Annotated in this window: 17 protein-coding genes; 9 read left to right on the forward strand and 8 right to left on the reverse strand. The window is 44.6% G+C overall.

Features of this window, described 5'->3' with window-relative positions:
• Nucleotides 1-43 precede the first annotated feature (43 nt).
• From MYF79_RS24425 to MYF79_RS24435, 3 genes are all read right to left on the reverse strand, one after another.
• Nucleotides 44-451 (reverse strand): cupin domain-containing protein, encoded by a 408-nt coding sequence (locus tag MYF79_RS24425; RefSeq protein WP_247810444.1) that lies wholly within the window; start codon nt 449-451, stop codon nt 44-46.
• A 167-nt stretch (nt 452-618) separates the two neighbouring features.
• A complete protein-coding gene (locus MYF79_RS24430; protein ID WP_247810445.1) occupies nt 619-1,581 on the reverse strand; it encodes an alpha/beta fold hydrolase in 963 nt (320 codons plus the stop codon).
• A 96-nt stretch (nt 1,582-1,677) separates the two neighbouring features.
• Nucleotides 1,678-2,466, reverse strand: a complete 789-nt coding sequence (locus tag MYF79_RS24435) for an alpha/beta hydrolase (RefSeq protein WP_247810446.1) — start codon at nt 2,464-2,466, stop codon at nt 1,678-1,680.
• A 215-nt stretch (nt 2,467-2,681) separates the two neighbouring features.
• Here MYF79_RS24435 and MYF79_RS24440 point away from each other — a divergent pair, with 215 nt between their 5' ends.
• From MYF79_RS24440 to MYF79_RS24455, 4 genes are all read left to right on the forward strand, one after another.
• Nucleotides 2,682-4,913: a histidine kinase dimerization/phosphoacceptor domain -containing protein gene (locus MYF79_RS24440; protein ID WP_247810447.1), complete on the forward strand. Its 2,232-nt coding sequence runs from the start codon at nt 2,682-2,684 to the stop codon at nt 4,911-4,913.
• A 50-nt stretch (nt 4,914-4,963) separates the two neighbouring features.
• Nucleotides 4,964-6,907, forward strand: a complete 1,944-nt coding sequence (locus MYF79_RS24445; RefSeq protein WP_247810448.1) for a sigma 54-interacting response regulator — start codon at nt 4,964-4,966, stop codon at nt 6,905-6,907.
• 103 nt (nt 6,908-7,010) lie between these two features.
• Nucleotides 7,011-7,829 (forward strand): helix-turn-helix domain-containing protein, encoded by an 819-nt coding sequence (locus MYF79_RS24450; protein ID WP_247810449.1) that lies wholly within the window; start codon nt 7,011-7,013, stop codon nt 7,827-7,829.
• Nucleotides 7,830-7,856: 27 nt separating this feature from the next.
• Entirely contained in the window at nt 7,857-8,654 is a 798-nt protein-coding gene (locus tag MYF79_RS24455) for an SDR family NAD(P)-dependent oxidoreductase (protein WP_247810450.1), read from the forward strand.
• A gap of 96 nt (nt 8,655-8,750) precedes the next feature.
• Here MYF79_RS24455 and MYF79_RS24460 read toward each other — a convergent pair whose 3' ends face one another.
• Entirely contained in the window at nt 8,751-9,800 is a 1,050-nt protein-coding gene (locus tag MYF79_RS24460) for an ankyrin repeat domain-containing protein (RefSeq protein ID WP_247810451.1), read from the reverse strand.
• 462 nt (nt 9,801-10,262) lie between these two features.
• Nucleotides 10,263-10,796, reverse strand: a complete 534-nt coding sequence (locus tag MYF79_RS24465) for a DUF6036 family nucleotidyltransferase (RefSeq protein ID WP_247810452.1) — start codon at nt 10,794-10,796, stop codon at nt 10,263-10,265.
• A gap of 270 nt (nt 10,797-11,066) precedes the next feature.
• Here MYF79_RS24465 and MYF79_RS24470 point away from each other — a divergent pair, with 270 nt between their 5' ends.
• Complete coding sequence (locus tag MYF79_RS24470) at nt 11,067-11,879, forward strand: oxidoreductase (protein WP_247810453.1); 813 nt, start codon at nt 11,067-11,069, stop codon at nt 11,877-11,879.
• A 7-nt stretch (nt 11,880-11,886) separates the two neighbouring features.
• The gene (locus tag MYF79_RS24475) at nt 11,887-12,471 is read left to right on the forward strand and encodes a Crp/Fnr family transcriptional regulator (protein WP_247810454.1); all 585 of its coding nucleotides are present in this window, start codon (nt 11,887-11,889) and stop codon (nt 12,469-12,471) included.
• Nucleotides 12,472-12,510: 39 nt separating this feature from the next.
• Here MYF79_RS24475 and MYF79_RS24480 read toward each other — a convergent pair whose 3' ends face one another.
• On the reverse strand, nt 12,511-13,497 hold the full coding sequence (locus MYF79_RS24480) for a hypothetical protein (RefSeq protein ID WP_247810455.1): 987 nt from the start codon (nt 13,495-13,497) through the stop codon (nt 12,511-12,513).
• A gap of 274 nt (nt 13,498-13,771) precedes the next feature.
• Between MYF79_RS24480 and MYF79_RS24485 the strand changes: the two genes are divergently transcribed.
• From MYF79_RS24485 to MYF79_RS24495, 3 genes are all read left to right on the forward strand, one after another.
• On the forward strand, nt 13,772-14,677 hold the full coding sequence (locus MYF79_RS24485; protein ID WP_247810456.1) for a helix-turn-helix domain-containing protein: 906 nt from the start codon (nt 13,772-13,774) through the stop codon (nt 14,675-14,677).
• A gap of 251 nt (nt 14,678-14,928) precedes the next feature.
• Nucleotides 14,929-15,972 carry an NADP-dependent oxidoreductase gene (locus MYF79_RS24490; protein WP_247810457.1) on the forward strand — a complete coding sequence of 348 codons (1,044 nt, stop codon included), beginning with the start codon at nt 14,929-14,931 and terminating at the stop codon, nt 15,970-15,972.
• 68 nt (nt 15,973-16,040) lie between these two features.
• The gene (locus MYF79_RS24495; RefSeq protein WP_247810458.1) at nt 16,041-16,484 is read left to right on the forward strand and encodes a nuclear transport factor 2 family protein; all 444 of its coding nucleotides are present in this window, start codon (nt 16,041-16,043) and stop codon (nt 16,482-16,484) included.
• Between the two features lie 71 nt (nt 16,485-16,555).
• Here MYF79_RS24495 and MYF79_RS24500 read toward each other — a convergent pair whose 3' ends face one another.
• Together MYF79_RS24500 and MYF79_RS24505 are read right to left on the reverse strand one after the other, a co-directional pair.
• A complete protein-coding gene (locus MYF79_RS24500) occupies nt 16,556-17,665 on the reverse strand; it encodes a TlpA disulfide reductase family protein (protein WP_247810459.1) in 1,110 nt (369 codons plus the stop codon).
• Nucleotides 17,666-17,668: 3 nt separating this feature from the next.
• Nucleotides 17,669-19,078: a RagB/SusD family nutrient uptake outer membrane protein gene (locus MYF79_RS24505; protein ID WP_247810460.1), complete on the reverse strand. Its 1,410-nt coding sequence runs from the start codon at nt 19,076-19,078 to the stop codon at nt 17,669-17,671.

Below are 19,078 nucleotides of genomic sequence, written 5' to 3' on the forward strand. Positions count from 1 at the left end.
AGAGTATGCGCTTCCAGCCCATTCAGCACAATACATTTTAAACTTATTGCTTTGTCTTTCCCGGATCATCTGCAGGATCTACATACGTTACTCCTGAAGGACCATATCCTGTTATTTCAACAATAACAGCTTCTCCCCTGGTCATTGCAAAATGATTTTGATCCGGCAGTTCCGAGTAAATACTTCCAACGGGCAGCTTCTTTAACTTGCCCTCATCAAATACGTCGCCATACCCGAAATACCATGTTCCTGCTACCACAGTGCCGATCCTGTCGTCCGGGTGCAGGTGGGCCGGAATTTTCGTATTCGCCGCCACCTTCAGCAAAATTGTGTACAGACCAGGTTTGGAAGGATCTCCGTGAATAACGATCACCTGCACAGCACTTAAATTAGAAGATCCCGGAGCTGATGGACCATTTGATCTTGCTGCTATAACTTCCTGTGGTGTCATTCTGAGCTGTCCCTTATTATCCGATTGCGCGCTTGCCGGCGTAACATACCAACACAGCAGAAATAATATTATCAATTTAACCGTATGCATAAATTTTGCTTTATTACCTATGATGAGACTTTAGAAATTTGCTTTTTTCTCCGCGAAAGGACCGGGCCATACGCGATTTACTTTGCAAGAAGGAATGCAAGTAAATCATGTTGTACCTGCGGAGTATTTTCCTGTACTATCCAATGGCCAGCTCCCTTGATAATAGATGAAGTAACATGCTCGGCAACCAGCTTACAATGGTCCGGTAAAAAACTACCTCCATACTCGCTGCCCATAGCCAGCAAAGGCATCTTTAAGCGCTGTTTCATAAACACCTTATTATCCAGTGCATCCTCGTCAAAGGCCGCAAACCAATGAAAAGCGCCATATGTGGATTTTGGCGTGCTATAAGCGCGTATAAACTCTTCCGCCTCATCCCTGGTAAATGCATCATGTATATGTCCTACTACAGGCCAAAACCCGGTGAGGAACTGTCTTTCCTTCCCGGCCACAACATCTGCAGACGCTGGCATGGCAAAAAAACCAAACCACCATGCCTTCGCCCTTACCTCACTCCAGACAGGTTCCACACCAGGCAGTAATGCATCCAGCAGCGCCACCTTCACTACCTCGTCACCAAATTGCGCAGCGTACGCATATGCTACCATCAAACCAATATCATGACCCACTACATGCACTTTGTTATAACCAAGCTGCTTAACGAGCCCATGTAAATCCTGCGCCAATTGCTTTTTTGTATAACCGGTATCCGGCTTGTCACTTTCACCAAGCCCCGGCAAATCCGGCGCGATAACAGTAAAATGTTTAGAAAGCTCCGGCAATAAGCGGTTCCACATATACCAGTTTTGTCCAAATCCATGGATCAGTAATAATGGCTCTCCCGAACCGCCAGCTACATAATGTATCCTGAGGCCATTGACATCAGCTACCTGGCTTTTAAAATTCGATGGCGGCTGTGCAGGCTTCGGCACTCCTTTACTCGTATCTGTATTCATAGCGCCGGCGGTTTGTATATGCGGCGGCTGGCTGCTACATGCTGCAATCAGAAAAGCGGCAGCGAGAACAATTGTCATTTTCATAGTAGAAAATTTTAAGTAATTATTTGAATCTTTGTTTGAGTTTATTGTACAGAATAATATCTTCGGGGTACCCTTATCCAACAAGTTTTGTTCATACTACCCCGACTGCTTTTCTATCCATTCAAGAATATAAGTAGCGTCTGTTTCCCAGGTAGATTGTCCTAAAACAAAATGATTGCGACCTTCAAACTCCCTGTACTCCGTGACGGAATTACTGTGCCTGTATTTTCTATAATTGGCATAGTTAAGAGACGCCGGTATAGTGTGGTCAGCACTACCGGCAGTAAGCAGTAAGGGAGCATGGGGATTCTCAAAATTCACACGCGCAGCCCGGGTTATTGTGTCTCTCACAATAAGTTTTGACTCCGGTATAGCGAACTGGTAATAGGCCTCCTTTTGCGCCTCGCATTCCATTCCGTTCGTGAATGCATATTGCCACTGTTTAAACGACATTAAGAACGTATTCTCCGTTGATGTAAAAAAACCAAGCGGGCCCCAGCCGGCTTTCAAAAATGATAACTTAAAAGTGAAGATACCCTGCGGCGGAACAGAGTGAATGGCAACTCCCGCAGCACCCAGTCCCTGTTGTAATAAAAGCTGAACGATGAGCCCCCCGATGGAATGCCCGATCAATACAGGCCGTTCGGGCAACGCTTTCACAATCGAAGCATAATGATTGACTAATGCAGGCAGCCTGATGGATGCGATCTTTGTATTCGGATGGCTATTACGCAAAGCTTCCGCCGGTGCATCTTTATATGGCCACGCAGGAGCAACTGTTTTATACCCCCTGCGTTCATAATAATCCTTCCATTTATCCCAGCAGCTATGGCTTACAAAAGCACCCGTAATAAAAACTATTGTTTTTGTAGGAATACCTTTCATGATTCATTTTTTGGTTAGTAACCACTTCCAACACCAAACAAATGCCATCAATCTAAACAGGTATCAATCAGTCACTTGTTGAAAACGAAATACAGGACCACCGCGAAATATCGCGGTAACAAAACAATGCCATGAAATAAAACGGCATTATTGTATCTTTAAAAAGGATATAAGAAACGACATTGCAACCCGGGCACTATATTTTCTAAGACAATATGATAAGGCAACTTGTATATGTAGCTATATTGATAACAATAGCACATGCTGCTGTCACTGCACAGCGGGTAGACGATAATGCCGCTGATCTGCTTTTACAATTAAAACAAAGTAAAGAAGATACCAATAGAGTAATACTGCTGTTGCAGTTAAGCGACCAGTATTTCCATAAGGCATCTGAAAACACAAAACATCTTGACAGCGCGCTATTACATGAATATGCTGCCGAACAGCTCAGCAGGAAATTAAATTACCCCAGGGGCATTGGAAATAGTTATGAACAGCTTTCCAAAATCCTTCATGTACAAAACAAAACGGCCAGTGCAAGGAGCTTCGCCGAAAAAGCAATCACCATCTTCAGGGAACATGATTTCTTCCTGGAATTAGGTTATGCATACTATGACCTGTCAGGTTATTATTCAATAAATTCCAACGAAGGGTTAGCGGAGAGAATACGTATTGTAGAGCAACTTGCACTACCTGCCTTTCAAAAGTCCGGAAGCATATTAAAAGAAGCGGACATCCTGAAAGAGCTGGCTGACCTGTTGCAGCTAATAGGAAACTATTCAAAGGCCTTAGCCATGCTACATCGCTCGCTTCAATTATACCAATCCATACAATATACTCGTCTCGAAGACATTTATGATCTGCTAGGCGCCGTTTATAGTGTAACGGGAAACAACGAGCAGGCTTTAAAATACGGATTGCTTGCTGTAAACGCCGCCGCTTCCCTCAACGACACAAGCATCCAGCTGGCTACTGTTTTTAACCGCGTAGGTTCAACCTACAACCGCATGAAGAAATATAACGCAGCGTACGAATACTTCCAGAAAGCACTATCAGTTGCGGAAAAACACAATAACATTGAAACAATTGATCTCCTGATATCTAAAATCTCGAGAACGTTAATAGCCTTACATAAACCGCATGAAGCCCTGGATATCTTGCAGGAGGCAGAACAAAAATACCCACCCGGCGACATCTATTCCAGGCTATATCTCACCGCAAGTTTACTGATCACCTATAAAGAATTAAAACAATATCAACAGGCACAAAAGTATTGCGATCAGCTCCTGGCTATTTCAAAAAGCCTTGATAAATATGAGCCCGACCAGAGCGAAGCGCAATATCCGGTAACAGAATTCTACCTCGCAACACATCAATATGAACTTGCCCGTAAACATCTTGCCGGATCTGATACTTTTTACAAAGCGATTCAAAGTCCCCTTGAATTAAACCATAATCATTACCTATGGTTTAAGCTGGATTCCATACAAGGGAATTACCTTGCTGCAATTTCCCATTATCAGCTATATAAAATGCTAAGTGATTCTTTGCTGAATGAAACTACAAACAATCACATCGAACAATTGCAGGTCGAATTTGAGACCGAAAAGAAAGACCAGGATATTAAAATGCTCGAAAATGCGACGAAACTCCAGGAAAGCAGATTAACCCAGGCTACGCAAACCCGCAACTGGGTGATCGGCGCTGTTCTATTGCTGCTTATCATCATAGGCTTGCAGGCAAACAATTCATGGATAAAGCAACAGGCCAATAAAAAATTAAAGACACAGCAACAGGAAATCGAAAAGAAGAACATTGCGCTTCAACACCTGATCAGGGAAAAAGAATGGCTTATAAAGGAGATCCACCATCGTGTAAAAAACAACTTCCACACTGTGTCAGGCTTGCTGGCTACGCAATCGGCATACCTCAAAACAAATGAGGCTATTGAAGCCGTGAGTGAAAGCCATCACCGCATCCAGGCCATGTCCCTTATTCATCAGAAATTGTATCAATCAGATAATCTATCTGCCATCTATATGCCGGACTATGTATACGAACTGGCAGATTATCTGCGTGACAGTTTTAATATACGCAAGTCGGTTCAATTCAATTTACAAATCGAGCCCATAGAATTGAATCTGTCACATTGTGTTCCGCTCGGGCTAATTATGAATGAAGCTATCACCAATTCGATTAAATATGCTTTTCCGGACAACAAAAATGGAACTATCTGCATTTCATTAAAACATACGTCAGAAAGCAACTTACTGCTAACAATCAGCGATGATGGTGTGGGTTTACAACAAAACCCCGCTTCCCAAAGCGCTCAGTCAATGGGCATGAAGTTAATGTATGGATTGAGTGAAGATATAGACGGCAAATTTACCATAACCGGCTGCAAGGGAACTGAAATAACACTGGAATTCATTTACGATGCATAATAAGCATACTTACTATCGCAATTAAGCATTTAAAAGACAACTTATTCTATATGAAAGAGAAAATACTAATTGTGGAAGACCAGTTTGTAGAAGCTGACTATCTACAGCTTATGCTCACGCAGGCAGGCTATACCATTGCAGGCATCGCACGCTCAGTTCCCCAGGCAGAGCAGATCATAAAAACTGAAAAGCCCGATTTTGTGCTGGTCGACATTTTCCTGAAAGGCAAGCAAACAGGTATTGATCTGGCCAAACAACTATCTGCCGACAACATTCCATTCGTTTATCTGTCTGCTAATTCAAATGAAGAGGTACTGAACGCCGCTAAAACTACCGAGCCATATGGCTTTCTAGTAAAGCCATTCAGGGAGAAAGACCTGCTTATTGCACTTGAAATTGCGCACTACCGGCACAAACACAACCAGGAATCGAAATGGCAAAGAGAAAAACAACTACGAAACGACCTGTTTAATATCGAGAAAGAAGGAGGCAACTGGAATACCAAAGTTATTGAAACGGCCAAAGCACTTCAAAAGCATATACCTTTCGATTGTATGTGCGTATATTTCAAACCCCTGGAAAGCAGGCATTACAGTGGTTTTATGTTCAGAAGATCAGGATTTAGTGAATACCAGACAATTGACATTAACAGTCTCTCAAATATATCCGCAAGGCCGATAGAAGACATTAAACGCCTGCTCGAGCATAACCCTATTGATAATACGGCAGGGTGGTATAACGGTGATGAGTTTAAAAACCTGTTACCCGTTCATCCTATGAAAGCCATGCTTGCAAAAGTATTTGGTTTTTCTTCCAACATTGTGCTGCCATTTTTAACCTCGGACAGCTATATGTTTTCACTCAGCTTCTTCCGTCGTTCGGAAGAAGGCTATAGTGCTGAACATCTCGACATGCTTTTCCGCCTGCAACAACCCTTGATCGCTGTTATGAACAGCATCTCTCCAAATGAAAAAAGATCTGCATTGTCCATACATCCAGAGTTCGATATGCTTGCCCCGGCTAAAACAGCCGGCATAAGTCCGGACTTCGGAACTATTATTGGGAAAAGCCCGGCACTGCTGAATGTAATGGATCTAATAGGCCAGGTGGCTTATTCAGATACCTCTGTGCTATTGCTTGGGGAAAGCGGAACCGGGAAAGAAAAAATTGCGGACGCAATACATAATTTATCTACCAGGAAAAATAAACCATTTGTAAAAGTAAATTGTGCCGCACTGCCCCCAACCTTAATTGAATCTGAACTATTCGGTCATGAGAAAGGCGCCTTTACAGGTGCGCTTGACAAACGTATCGGGAAGTTTGAAAAAGCTGACACCGGCACTATCTTACTGGATGAAATCGGAGAAATGCCGCTTGAACTGCAGGTAAAATTATTGCGGGTATTGCAGGAAAAGGAAATAGAAAGAATAGGCGGCAGAAATACACTAAAGATCGACGTAAGAATTATTGCAGCAACGAATAAGAACCTCGAAAAAGAAGTAGCGGAAGGGCGTTTTCGGCTTGACCTCTACTATCGTCTGAATGTTTTCCCCATCCGGATCCCCCCCTTACGTGAACGCAAGGAAGATCTGCCCGCACTGGCCTATCACTTTATGAACCATTACAATCACAAATCCGGGAAAAAGATCAGCGGTATTTCAGACAATGTCCTGAAAAGCATGATGGCATATGACTGGCCGGGCAATATCCGCGAATTGGAGCATTTGATAGAAAGGAGCGTGTTGCTTACCAGGGGAAGTGTGATAGAAGACATTCAACTACCAGCTGCGCCCAAAAAACCAGACGCAGGCATTGAAGACTCGTATATAAAGACCATTCACGAGAATGAACGGGATTACATCATTTCAATCCTGAAAAAATGTAACGGGAGGATCTGGGGCGCTGGAGCAGCGGCTGAAATTTTAAATATTCCTCCTTCTACATTAAAATCAAGAATGAAAAAACTGGGTATCAGGAAGGAGTTTATACCATAGCAGATTGCCCGGCAATGCTGACCCTTTAAGCAAACCAGATTGACCTTTTAAAACAAGCCCACAAACATTGGTTTGGCGAACTTTGTATTGTAAATACAGAGCGATGCTTAATACCGGTGACATAAGAAGTCTGCAAAAACCAATTATTCTCTTCAATAATTATGGCAGTGATTTTATCGAAGGAGAAGCATTTGTGACGGATCACATATTTAGCTATATCATATCCGGTACACAGGAGATATGGTCCGGTAATCAAACTTATGCTTTCAAAGCCGGCGATTATCGATTCTTCAGAAGAAACCAGCTGACCAAGTATGTGAAACGCCCTGCCCCGCAAGGGTTTAAATCAATAGCAGTACACATCGATCAGGGTACACTCCGGGAAATGGCGGCTTTATATGGAAATCATCATAAAAGCCCCTACCAGGGAAAAGAGGTGGAACTGCTCAAGCCCTATTCCTCCCTGGAAAGCTATGTAAACAGCCTGACGCCTTACTCAAACGGATCAGGAATTTATGAGGAAGCACTTGTTTCATTGAAAGCCAAAGAGCTGGTATTGCTTTTACTACAAACAAATCCGCTGGTCGGGCAGGCCCTGTTTGATTTTAGTGTGCCTGGTAAAATAGATCTTGTTGCCTTCATGAACACACACTACCGGTACAATGTGGGACTAGACCGGATGGCCTACCTGACCGGACGTAGCTTATCGACTTTTAAAAGGGATTTCAAAAGAGCGTTTAACACCACTGCCGGCCGCTGGCTTACAAAGAGACGACTGGAAGAAGCTAATTACCTGATCACCCAAAAAGGTAAAACAGCATCCGAGATCTATCTGGATCTTGGATTTGAGGACTTGTCACATTTTTCTTCTGCATATAAAAAGATCTTTGGGACCTCCCCTTCCTACCGGTGGCTACCATAGTATTCAAATTTTACTAAAATAAACATCATGGATTACAAATTAGCGGGCAAGCGTGCGCTGGTAACAGGTTCCAGCGCCGGCCTGGGAGAAGCTATTGCCCTAATGCTGGCAAATGAGGGTGCACATCTGATCGTACATGGACGTAATGAAAACAGGACTAATGCCATAGTACAGCGGATTATTGAAAGCGGAGGCAAGGCAGAAGCGGTGCTGGGCGATCTCTCCACTGATGAAGGGGCAGATCAGGTAGCCAACCAGGCATTGGCAGGTGGGCCGGTAGACATACTGGTAAACAATGCCGGCTTTTATGCACACACTTCGTGGTCAAATACTTCCTGTCAGGACTGGCTGGACGTATATAATGTGAACGTGATCTCTTACGTACGCATGATCCAGCGGATAGTCCCTACAATGAAATTACAGGGCTGGGGAAGAGTCATTAATATCGGCGGCGGCCTCGGTTTACAACCAATAAGCGATCTGCCACATTACAACGCCAGCCTGGCTGCGCGTCATAACATGAGCGTATCACTGGCAAGGCAATTGAGCGGGACCGGTATTACATCGAACGTAGTAGCACCCGGCGCCATCATGAACCCGGGCGTTGAGCAGTGGCTCCGCCAGGCAGCGCCGCAGAAAGGCTGGGGAACTGATATTGAAGAAATGGAGCGTAATGCAGTAAAAGAGCTAGTGCCCAATGATGCCAATCGTTTTGGAAGACAGGAAGAAGTTGCTGCCGCAGTAGTTTACCTTGCCAGTCCTTATGCAGATTACGTCAGTGGCGCGCTGCTGCGCGTTGATGCGGGCACTGTCCGCAGTATTTAAGGATAAATGGTTGTATATCCGGGCAACTGAAAAGCGGTTTCTTTGCGACCGCTTTTCAGCTGTTAAACAAATTGTATTTCACCCCTCTTTATTCCCTCATCGTTTATACTTGACAGCCGGAAGTCTTAACGGCGAAGGGTTCCCAAGGACCCATTTTACGCCAAGTTCACACATTCGGGTTGTATCGCCTGATTTTCGTTTCACTGCCTTAACGATCTCTTCTGCTTCTTTTAGTTCAGCAGCTGGAAGTTGTTTGCCCTCCCCTACAAATGACAAAAACGCGTCAGCCATCCCCTTAAAATCCTCATCCCAGTTTATTCCTCCATTACCTTCCAGTTCATGGGCGATTCGCCCGGTAATTCTGATTACTTCCCCCTGAATAGTTTCAGCCGCCCCACTTGATGGGACCAGGAGTTCCCAAAGCTCCTGATGCTGTTCCTGCCAGTTTTTTGCATTCGTCGTTATCGGAGATCGTCCATCATGCAAAACCCGTTTTGCCACCGGTTCAACACCAAACATGCTGTAAATTTCCTGCAATGCATTACTTACTTCTTCGACGGACTCTTTATTGAAACCGGCTCTGTGAAACTCGAACCGCTTACCAATTTCAACTATAAACTCCCTCATTCTTGCGGTAACTTGCACGCCGGCATCCAGGTATATTCCGGACAGTTTTGCTGTTCTGACTATGTCTATATTATTGCAGGTTCTAAGAGCCTGCTCCAATGGTGTAAAGCCGCCTGAATTTAATGCATCCATTTGCGCACCATGTGCCAGTAACAGCATCGTATTTTCAACATTATGAGAATCTGCTGCTGCATGCAGAGGAGTACCAATGGAACTGCTTTTATTATTTACGTCTGCCCCTAATTCCAATAAACTCTTTATATTACCATATATGCTACGGGACCGGCTATGAAGTGGTGTATTTCCCCAGGTATCGGTAGCTTGCAGATCCGCTCCCTGCTCAACTAACCATTTTGCCAATTCATGAGGGCACTTATCATATGCCAGGGCAGTCTGTTTACTATATCCTCCACGGGCGTCGGGTTCACATTTATCAAATATCTCTTTAAGTTGCTGAAGAGTTCCCTTGTCTAACAAGTCTTCAAAGTCTTTGGGAAGTGTTTTTTTCTTCTTTGCCATGTCATGTACGATAACTTATTTATTTAATCCGGCACCTCAACCATCTTCAATCGCTTATGTCGATTACCTGCCTCAAAATTAAAAGATAATCCTATAAATGTTAAATGCGTTATCGTTTATATTTCCATAACATTAGTTCAACAGATATCCATAGATCTGGTATCCAGGTTACCCTGGAGAAAACAAAAAGCCTTCAAATCATTCGATCTGAAGGCTTTTCGAGATATGTTTAAATTGAAGAGCTTATAATGGTTTACTCTTCTCTGTCCATATAAAGTCTATTGCGATACACCAAGAGATTGGGTATCAGGTCTGGACGCCGGCATTTTATTGTTCGAATTTTGAGCCATTTGCCAAAACAAAAAAAGGGAAGCATTGTCTTCCATAAACTGTTTAAGCCTATCTCCTGGTGATTTCGAAAGCCATATTTTTAGTTGTAAGTCTTTTATTGGCTGAGGTGTATCATTCATGTTGTAATAAATTAAATGATTTTAATCTTAGCTGTTCAATCCATTTGGCGATATATGGCCAATCCAACTGATCAATTTCTGTGAGATTTTTGATATCTTCCATTTGTTGGGCTGATTGAAAGTCCTGTATCCAGATAAGCTTTGAAAGCAGCAAGTCCTCCGGAGATACTACATAAACAGTTTTATTAAAAAAATCTACTCTTTTCCTCCTGTTAAACTCTTCCTGTCGAAAGGCTTCCTCCTTTAACACAACAAAATCCGCTTTAAATCCAGACGCATGATCAATAATGTTAAACATACTTCGTCTCTTTACGGCATCCTTTATAGCATCACGGTCACAGTAATAACCTTCCTGAAAATGTTGAATGAAGCGATCAATATCCCTCTCTTCAAGATGAACAACAAAATCAAAATCTCTTGTCGCTCTTGGTACAATGTAAATACTCATCGCCACACTGCCAGAAAGCATATAAGGAATATTTGACTCATCTAATACATCTGTTATTTTTTGAAAAAATGCGATCATATTAGGTTCAAGTTACTTCAAATCGCCGATTTTATCAAAAAACAACTATTAAATAATTGATTTACAAGACAATACATCGACCTAAAGATATGAGCTGTAACTACCGGGATACGATTTAGCCTTCACGCCTTGCTTCTCTGGAAAAATATTAAGCCATTCATGACTAGCACCATAATATCCATTGCCCCCCATTATTTGCCATTTGGCAAATGATACCAGTTTTGTCAAAAGTACCTTCGCACCATTCCTTAACTTATAAAAACAAAAAGAATGGCAAAAACAGTTTTGGTAACAGGTGCGTCATCGGGAATTGGTAAGGCTACAGCGATCTATCTGGCGCAAAACGGCTATAATGTTTATGGAGCCGCCCGGCGAACAGAAAGGATACAGGCACTGAAAACATTTGGTGTCAAACCGATTACACTGGATGTATCCAAAGACGAGAGCATTAGCGCAGCTATAGAGCAGGTACTAAAAGAAGCAGGAAGCATAGATGTTTTAATCAACAATGCCGGATCGGGCTCATATGGCGCGCTTGAAGACGTACCTATCACCGAGGCCAGGAATCAGCTGGAAGTAAACTTGTTTGGGGCAGCACGATTGATACAACTGGCATTGCCTAAAATGCGCGAAAACAGGTACGGAAAAATCATCAATCTCTCCTCTGTTGGCGGTAAAGTCGGCTTACCAATGGGCGTATGGTACCATGCAAGTAAATTTGCTATAGAGGGACTGAGCGATTCACTACGCAACGAGGTAAGACAATTTGGAATTGACGTGATTGTAATAGAACCAGGCGGTACAAAGTCTGAAATGACAACAATCGGATCCGAGGCCTTACAACGCACCTCAGGGGATACAGTTTACAAAGGATTGGCGAATGGCATTAAGAAGATGTATACAGACATGGAAAAGCGCGCCGTCGAACCAATCGTGATCGCCAGGCTTATCAAAAAAGGAATTGAAGCAAAACATCCAAAAACAAGGTATATTGGAGGTGCTATGGCAAAGCCAATGCTGTATCTTAGGAAAATATTATCAGACAAAATGTTTGACAAGATCCTGATGAGCCAAATGAAATAGCATATCAATGGAACAACTTATCAATTATTTATTGCAGTTTGGGCATTTAAACCCGCAGCAGATAGCGCTGATAAAAAGTAAAACTGTACTAAAAACAACTCCCAAAGATGCATACTATCACGAAGCCGGTAGAATTCCCCGCGAGGTTATTTTCCTGACAGCCGGAATTATGCGGGTCTGTTATTACAACAATAAAGGCGATGAGATCACCAAATATTTCATTGGCGAAAACAACTTTGTAGCAGATGTAAACAGTTACAACCAGGGCATCCCTTCCACCGAATATATACAGGCTATCACGGATTGCGAATACTTTGTACTGTCAAAGACCGCCATGGAAGAACTATCACTGACCATTATAGGTTGGGATGCCATTGTTGCTAAAATAACTGCTAAGGCCATGGCAGAGAAAGTAAACAGGATCAGCCCGATGATGACAGAGGACGCAACGGAACGCTACCTGATGTATTTAAATAATTTTCCTACACTGGCCAACAGCATACCGCTATCTTATGTAGCTTCCTATTTAGGCATAACGCAATCATCATTAAGCAGAATAAGAAAAAGTGTATCCGGCAGGCAAAAAAAGTAACCTGCATCGTTATAATGCAGGTTGTTAAGGCGTTATCTGCTACTTATCAAAATGAATGGAATACCCATACCAGGGCCTGGTTTCTGAAGCCGAATATATTGCATAGGATAGCGTGATCTTCTCATCATCTTCCTTTGCAGGCCGGACGAAAACAGCCTGGTTTCCCCCTCCCGCTACTGTCTGGGCAGGGAACGTGTTACGGATATTCACAAGCTGGCCTCCTTTAATCGCATATACGCCTTTCTCACCGGCAGCCAGAATGATCTGATCATGCGCATAGGTCAAACCTGCAAAATCCAGCTCCGGATCTGCTACCGCCAGGTCAAAATGTTGGCCGTCCCTTGTTTTCCAGACTCTTCCCTCCTCACAGGCCAGGTAATAGTCCCCATCAGGGGTGCGGGCAATCCCTTCTGCTATCATCGGCCCTTGTTTATTTTCATCGTATGCTGTACGGCGCCAGGCCTTTCCATCATAATACAGCAGTTCCCGGGAAAATGAACCAATTGCGTAAACGTCACTTGCAGAAGAACCCGCAAAATGAGTAATATATTTTCCCTCGTTCTGACTGACCGGTGTTTCCTGTTTTGTCCAGGTTTGCCCGTCCCACTGGTAAACATGTCCTGAATACGTCCCTACAAAAACGTTAACACCGTCCGGCGACCAGATCGAAGTCGCATTCTGAACGGCGTCAAGACAGTACATCTTCCATTCAAGCCCACTATTCCGGATGTCAGCTTCATCCAGGTCGTAGGGTGATTTAAAAGCACTTTCAGGAAACTGGACATTGGCAGTTGTATAGATATTTCCATAGGAACTACATAACCAGATATCGCCGGTGGAAGACACCCAGACATCATAGATGCTGTCGCTGTTATAGAAAAGCAAGGTTGATTCGGGCTTTGCACCGGAAAAATTGTACAGTAATAACTGACCCGGAGTATCGAGACCGCCGTTATCCTGAACAACTAATGCGAGCGCGGTTTCTGGTTTTGGGCCGTTTACGATCTTTAATAATTGCATGTTCATAGGCACGTGTATTAAGTTACGCCGGAATGAATCCTTAATTTCTTTGTTATTGGTGTTAAAACAACACAATATATAACGAAATTTACTTTTTTGTATACTGGGGATTTAGACTACACATTTTACAAATCAGGCTAAGTTTAGATAGCCGACTTTACTGATCTTTGTACTGGAAAACGATATTAAGACGAAGTGCTACCAGGTACCGCCATAGAAGCTGGGAAAAGGCCCGGTAAATCAGATATCGAAGAGATTTATAATTTATAAAGCCTGATTCATGAAAGCGACACCGCCTCCTGTCATCTATAAAAGCATCTCTGAGCTGATGAGAGCGATAAATATGCCGGAACCGCTGCATCCGCTGGTGGCCTTGGTAAACTATGATAAGCACAAAGGCGGCCCCAGCGAGGACGTGCATAGCTTCCTGATCAATTTTTATAAAATTACTTTTAAGAAGAATTTCAGAGGCCAGGTAAAATACGGGCAGGACTATTATGATTTTGAAGAAGGCGGACTCGCCTTTTTAGCGCCTAACCAGCTGATAACGATGTCCAGGGATCAGAACTGCTATCAGGGTTATAACCTGTTCTTCCATGCCGATCTGATCCGGAATTACCAGCTGGGAAAGAATATTCAGCAATATGGTTTCTTCTCATATGCGGTAAATGAGGCATTATTCCTTTCTGAAAAAGAGAAGAATATCATCGCCGGCTTGTTTGAGAACATTGCCGCCGAACTGGAGAACAATATAGATGCTTTCAGCCAGGACGTACTGGTTTCCCAGATCGAACTGCTGCTCAACTATAGCAATCGCTTTTACAACCGGCAATTCCTGACACGCAAGGCAATTCATCATGATGTGATCAGCCAGATGGATACTTACCTGTCAGCCCGCTTTGCGGACAAGCAGGGAGGCATACCAACCGTACAGGACGTGGCCACGCACCTTCAGCTATCGCCGAGATACCTGACAGATATGCTCAAGACCCTGACCGGGCAAAGCGCTCAGCAGCATATACATGACCGCTTAATTGAAGAGGCGAAGGTGGTCTTAAGCACTACCCGGCTAACGGTTGCAGAAGTAGCATATCAACTGGGGTTTGAGCATCCACAGTCTTTTAATAAACTATTTAAGCGATACACTAATCTTTCTCCGACAGATTTCAGGAAGTCTTTTAACTGACCGCTAAAAACAGCGCTTGCGCTGTCATTGCAGGCAGTACAACACCTGTTTAAGTGGTCCGCTGAAGCAACTATAACCAATATTCCCGCATCAGGAATATTGACCGGTATCCTCCATCCCTATACCTCGTATATCTGATAAACTTTTTAAGGAAACGAATTGAGCACGGCACTTCATAGTGTCGCCTGTCAGGGCGCTACATGCCTGCATCTTTTCGATTTTAAAAACGACAATATAAATAGCATAATAAAATGAAACAGGTTGAAAACAATGTAGATAAGATTGAAAGTATTCCCATGATGAAGGCCGTCCGCCTGCACGAATTTGGTGGTCCTGAAGTATTACGTTACGAGGACGCGCCGCGTCCCGAACTGAAAGCGGGTGAAGTGCTCATTCGTGTGCACGCGGTAGGTATCAATCCGCCGGACTGGTACCTGCGCGAAGGATATAAGGACCTTCCCCCGGAATGGCAGCCGAAACTATCTATGCCGGTTATTCCAGGATCTGACGTATCGGGCGTAGTAGAAGCGGTAGCCCCCGATGTGCAGGGTTTTGCTGTTGGCGATGAAGTTTTTGGTATGATCCGCTTTCCCAGCTTTGGCGTAAGTGCTGCTTATGCTGAGTACGTAACAGCACCCGCATCAGACCTGGCACATAAACCGGCCAACATCGGTCACGTGCAGGCCGCAGCAGTGCCAATGGCAGCACTCACAGCATGGCAGTTCCTGATCGAACTGGGGCATGAGGTACAGAATCCGCTTCAGGCAGAGGCGCATCGCCCGGTACCGCTAAATGGTAAAAAGGTACTGGTCAATGGTGCTGCCGGAGGTGTAGGACACTTCGCACTGCAGCTGGCGAAATGGAAAGGAGCACATGTCATAGCCGTAGCCTCAGGCAAACATGAGTCATTCCTCCGTGGCATCGGTGCCGACGAGTTCATCGACTACAAAAAGACTGCCCCGGAAGACGTGGTGCAGGATCTGGACCTCGTTGTCGACACCCTTGGCGGTCCTACCACCGGTCGTTTCCTACGCACGCTCAAGTCGGGCGGCGCATTGTTCCCGGTGTTCCTGGGCTTCTCAGATGCGGAAGAGGCTGCGAAACGAGGCATCACAGTATCAATGACGCAGGTCCGCTCAGACGGTTCACAGCTCGAAGAACTCGGACGCTTGCTCAATGCAGGGATCATTCGCGTAGCCATTGATAGTACGTTCCCCCTTGCAGAGGCTCATAAGGCACATGAACGTGCCGCCCGTGGGCATATACAGGGTAAGATCGTACTTACTGTGGCGTAGTCATAAAAGCGTCGAAGAGCGCGCCCCCTGGGCGTGTTCTTTCGTTAAACACCATTAATAAAGCAAACATGGACATCAAAGAATTAGCAGACAGGGTTTTACTCAAAGACCTGGTAGATAAGGTTTCCATTCTGGCAGATAAAAAGGATATACACGCCATGGCACAGCTATTTTCTGAAAATACATGGTCAGAGACTTTTGCCGGAGGCGTGTCAATCTTACAGCTGAATGGCAGAAAAGAGATGGAAGAAAAGCTGGAAGGTTTTCTTAAGAACTTCGAGACCGCTTACCATCTAAATGGTCAGCAGCAGGTAACTATCAATGGCGATATGGCCACCGGAAAGGTTTACTGCCTGGTAGTACTGGTCAGCACAGAGAACGGAAAAAAAATACAGACCACCATCGGGGCTACTTACCAGGATGAATATGTCCGCGAGCATAATCGTTGGTTGATCGCTAAGAGAATAGGGAATTTTGAATGGCAGGAAAAGCGGGAATGCCCCGCTCCGTGAGACATTTTTGTTAGGACATAATGCTCTTATAAAAGAGGCTGTATTACCAGAATACAGCCTCCAACCAACAACTAATGGATCAACCTGGCTAATTCACTTTCCAGGGCCTCTCCTCTCAGGTTCTTACCCACTATCTTTCCCGAAGGATCAATCAGGAAGTTTTGAGGGATTGCCCGTATATTATACAGTTTAGCAGCTGCGTTATTCCAGTAACTCAGATCAGAAACCTGCGTCCAGGTCAACCCGTCATGTTGTATCGCCGCCAGCCAGGCATCTTTTTTACTTGCCTGGTCTAAGGATACACCGAGCACCGTGAAATTGCGGTCCTTATACTTCTCATATACCCTGACAACATTGGGGTTCTCCGCCCGGCAGGGCCCACACCACGATGCCCAGAAATCCAACAGCACATACTTCCCCCTGAAATCGGACAAACGGACCGGCTTTCCGTTCACATCATTTTCCGTAAAATCAGGCGCCATAGCTCCGATTGAAGTCGGACCAGTATCAAACAGTTCATTCCCCAGTTTCTTTCCTGCCTCAGTGTTCCTGACTTCGGGCAACAACTGTTTAAATAACTGCGCGGTTTGTGTAACAGGGAGCTCGCTTGCCAGCTCTAACAGCGTCTCAAGACTTATATACGACTCAGGATGGCGCAGGATGTAAGCATATTTCAAAGAATCACGCTGCTTCAACAGCTGCTTTGCCTTGTCATACAGCGTAAGCAGATATGCACTGTCAACCGGCTGCGTGGTAAGCGCTTTCCTGTAACGTTCGTCCAGCTGTGCAAAAAGCACATCGCCCGATGCCATTACCTCCTTGTAATAAGCAGCATTCTGCGTATTGATCTTCCCTCCCTTCACTATTGCCTGCTTTAGTGAGTTGGTTCCCTTAATACTGATCACGCCGGGTTCCAGGTAAAAAGTGATCGCATCCTGGCTTTCCCCGATCATAATACTTACCTTCTGCGGATCTGTGATCGGCCCCTTGAAGGTGAACCTGCCTCCCGATAACGCTGCAGAATCCAATATCTGCTCGTTCGTCCAGCCCATCGAATAGATCAGGTATGCTTTTGCCGGCATTTGCACCTTGCTGAGCTGACCTTGTATCGTATAATGTTTTTGCGCAACTGCAGGACCTGCAAATAAAAGTCCCAGGCCCGCGATAATAATTTTTCTCATCGTTTAGTATCCGGAAGTTTGAGTAAGGTTAGGATTATAGGTAATTTCCGAAGGTGATATTGGCCAGAATTGCTTGTAGGCAGCCCATACACCATTCCCTTTTGAAGCAACTATGGCGGCTTCCAGCTTGCCCGTGCGCCTCAGGTCAAAAAAGCGGTTTCCCATTTCAGTGAAGAGCTCCACCCTGCGTTCCTGTGCAACAGCAGCCAACAGGTCTGTCTCATTGGAAGCAGTAGTATTTAGTAAGCCCGCTCGGCTCCTTATTACATTAATATCTTCCTGCGCCCCATTCAGGTGCTTTAACCATACCCTTGCCTCTGCTCTTACCAGGTAAATATCTGCCAGTCGCAGGATCATGGATCGTTCAGCGCCATTGGCCACTGATCTGTATTTGTTAGGGAAATAATAGGTAACGGCAGGCCTTACTCCCGTATAAGTTGTAGCCCTTACCCAGTTAGCATATCGTTCATCGTCAGGTTCAAAACTGTTCAGCATATCGGCAGTTAAGTGTATCTGTACACCGTAGGTAGTAACAGGGTCTTCGCTCACCGTAGCCGGCATAGATTTGTTATAGAGCTGATATTCCGCTGTTACTTCATCATTTATAGTAGCCAATGACCAGATGGTTTCCTGGCTGTTCTTCAAAAACACATCGGCGGTCGGTACCAGCTTGTAAGTAGCCTTATCTTCTATCACGGAATCTGCCATATCTGCCGCATGCTGCCAGTCGTTTGTAGCCAGGTACATCTTTGCCAGCAGCGCCTGCACTGCACGAAGATTCGGACGGGCCCTGTCTGAAGTAACTGCGCCATAACCGTTTTTATAGTCAGCTGACAACAAGGATGCAGCCATCTTCAGGTCACTGATGATCTGCTGGTATACATCATGCTGTGGTGCACGCGACAGCTTATTGGTGATGTTAAAATCGGAATTCAGGGCCAATGCCACATCTCCATACAAGTTGGTCAGACAATAGTAATTGAATGCCCGTAGAAAGTAACATTCACCTAACCACTGGTTTTTGAAATACAATCTGGCATTTGTAGCATTGATCCCTTCTATTGCCAGGTTCAATGCATAGATCTTGCTGTAGGCAGGCGACCAGAAATTCACAGTAGCGGGCGAAATAGCGTCTGCATAACACATCTTGATCTTATTGTTGGCCGATGTATTCGGCATGGTCAGTAATTCGTCTGCATACAGACTGGTAAGCTGCGGGAAGTCGCCGGGACCATCACCATTTAATGCCGCGAGAGAACCCGTTACAATGGCTGATATTGAATTGTCGGATACATATGCGTCTGAACCGGCAATTGTGCCTGCAGGCAGCTGACCATTATCCAGGTATTTTTTGCAACTGGCGAACAGCAGCGATAAGGCCAATAATTTTATGATGCTGATTTTCATTTTCAT

Origin of the sequence: Chitinophaga filiformis (genome assembly GCF_023100805.1) — a bacterium.
GTDB classification, from domain to species: Bacteria; Bacteroidota; Bacteroidia; order Chitinophagales; family Chitinophagaceae; genus Chitinophaga; species Chitinophaga filiformis_B.

What these genes read in the sequence shown, in the direction of transcription:
- MYF79_RS24490 (WP_247810457.1), top strand. Translation starts at nt 14,929, where the DNA reads ATGAAACAGGTTGAAAACAATGTAGATAAGATTGAAAGTATTCCCATG.
- MYF79_RS24480 (WP_247810455.1), bottom strand. Translation starts at nt 13,497, where the DNA reads ATGAACATGCAATTATTAAAGATCGTAAACGGCCCAAAACCAGAAACC.
- MYF79_RS24495 (WP_247810458.1), top strand. Translation starts at nt 16,041, where the DNA reads ATGGACATCAAAGAATTAGCAGACAGGGTTTTACTCAAAGACCTGGTA.
- MYF79_RS24450 (WP_247810449.1), top strand. Translation starts at nt 7,011, where the DNA reads ATGCTTAATACCGGTGACATAAGAAGTCTGCAAAAACCAATTATTCTC.
- MYF79_RS24425 (WP_247810444.1), bottom strand. Translation starts at nt 451, where the DNA reads ATGACACCACAGGAAGTTATAGCAGCAAGATCAAATGGTCCATCAGCT.
- MYF79_RS24455 (WP_247810450.1), top strand. Translation starts at nt 7,857, where the DNA reads ATGGATTACAAATTAGCGGGCAAGCGTGCGCTGGTAACAGGTTCCAGC.
- MYF79_RS24475 (WP_247810454.1), top strand. Translation starts at nt 11,887, where the DNA reads ATGGAACAACTTATCAATTATTTATTGCAGTTTGGGCATTTAAACCCG.
- MYF79_RS24435 (WP_247810446.1), bottom strand. Translation starts at nt 2,466, where the DNA reads ATGAAAGGTATTCCTACAAAAACAATAGTTTTTATTACGGGTGCTTTT.
- MYF79_RS24430 (WP_247810445.1), bottom strand. Translation starts at nt 1,581, where the DNA reads ATGAAAATGACAATTGTTCTCGCTGCCGCTTTTCTGATTGCAGCATGT.
- MYF79_RS24500 (WP_247810459.1), bottom strand. Translation starts at nt 17,665, where the DNA reads ATGAGAAAAATTATTATCGCGGGCCTGGGACTTTTATTTGCAGGTCCT.
- MYF79_RS24445 (WP_247810448.1), top strand. Translation starts at nt 4,964, where the DNA reads ATGAAAGAGAAAATACTAATTGTGGAAGACCAGTTTGTAGAAGCTGAC.
- MYF79_RS24470 (WP_247810453.1), top strand. Translation starts at nt 11,067, where the DNA reads ATGGCAAAAACAGTTTTGGTAACAGGTGCGTCATCGGGAATTGGTAAG.
- MYF79_RS24465 (WP_247810452.1), bottom strand. Translation starts at nt 10,796, where the DNA reads ATGATCGCATTTTTTCAAAAAATAACAGATGTATTAGATGAGTCAAAT.
- MYF79_RS24440 (WP_247810447.1), top strand. Translation starts at nt 2,682, where the DNA reads ATGATAAGGCAACTTGTATATGTAGCTATATTGATAACAATAGCACAT.
- MYF79_RS24485 (WP_247810456.1), top strand. Translation starts at nt 13,772, where the DNA reads ATGAAAGCGACACCGCCTCCTGTCATCTATAAAAGCATCTCTGAGCTG.
- MYF79_RS24460 (WP_247810451.1), bottom strand. Translation starts at nt 9,800, where the DNA reads ATGGCAAAGAAGAAAAAAACACTTCCCAAAGACTTTGAAGACTTGTTA.
- MYF79_RS24505 (WP_247810460.1), bottom strand. Translation starts at nt 19,078, where the DNA reads ATGAAAATGAAAATCAGCATCATAAAATTATTGGCCTTATCGCTGCTG.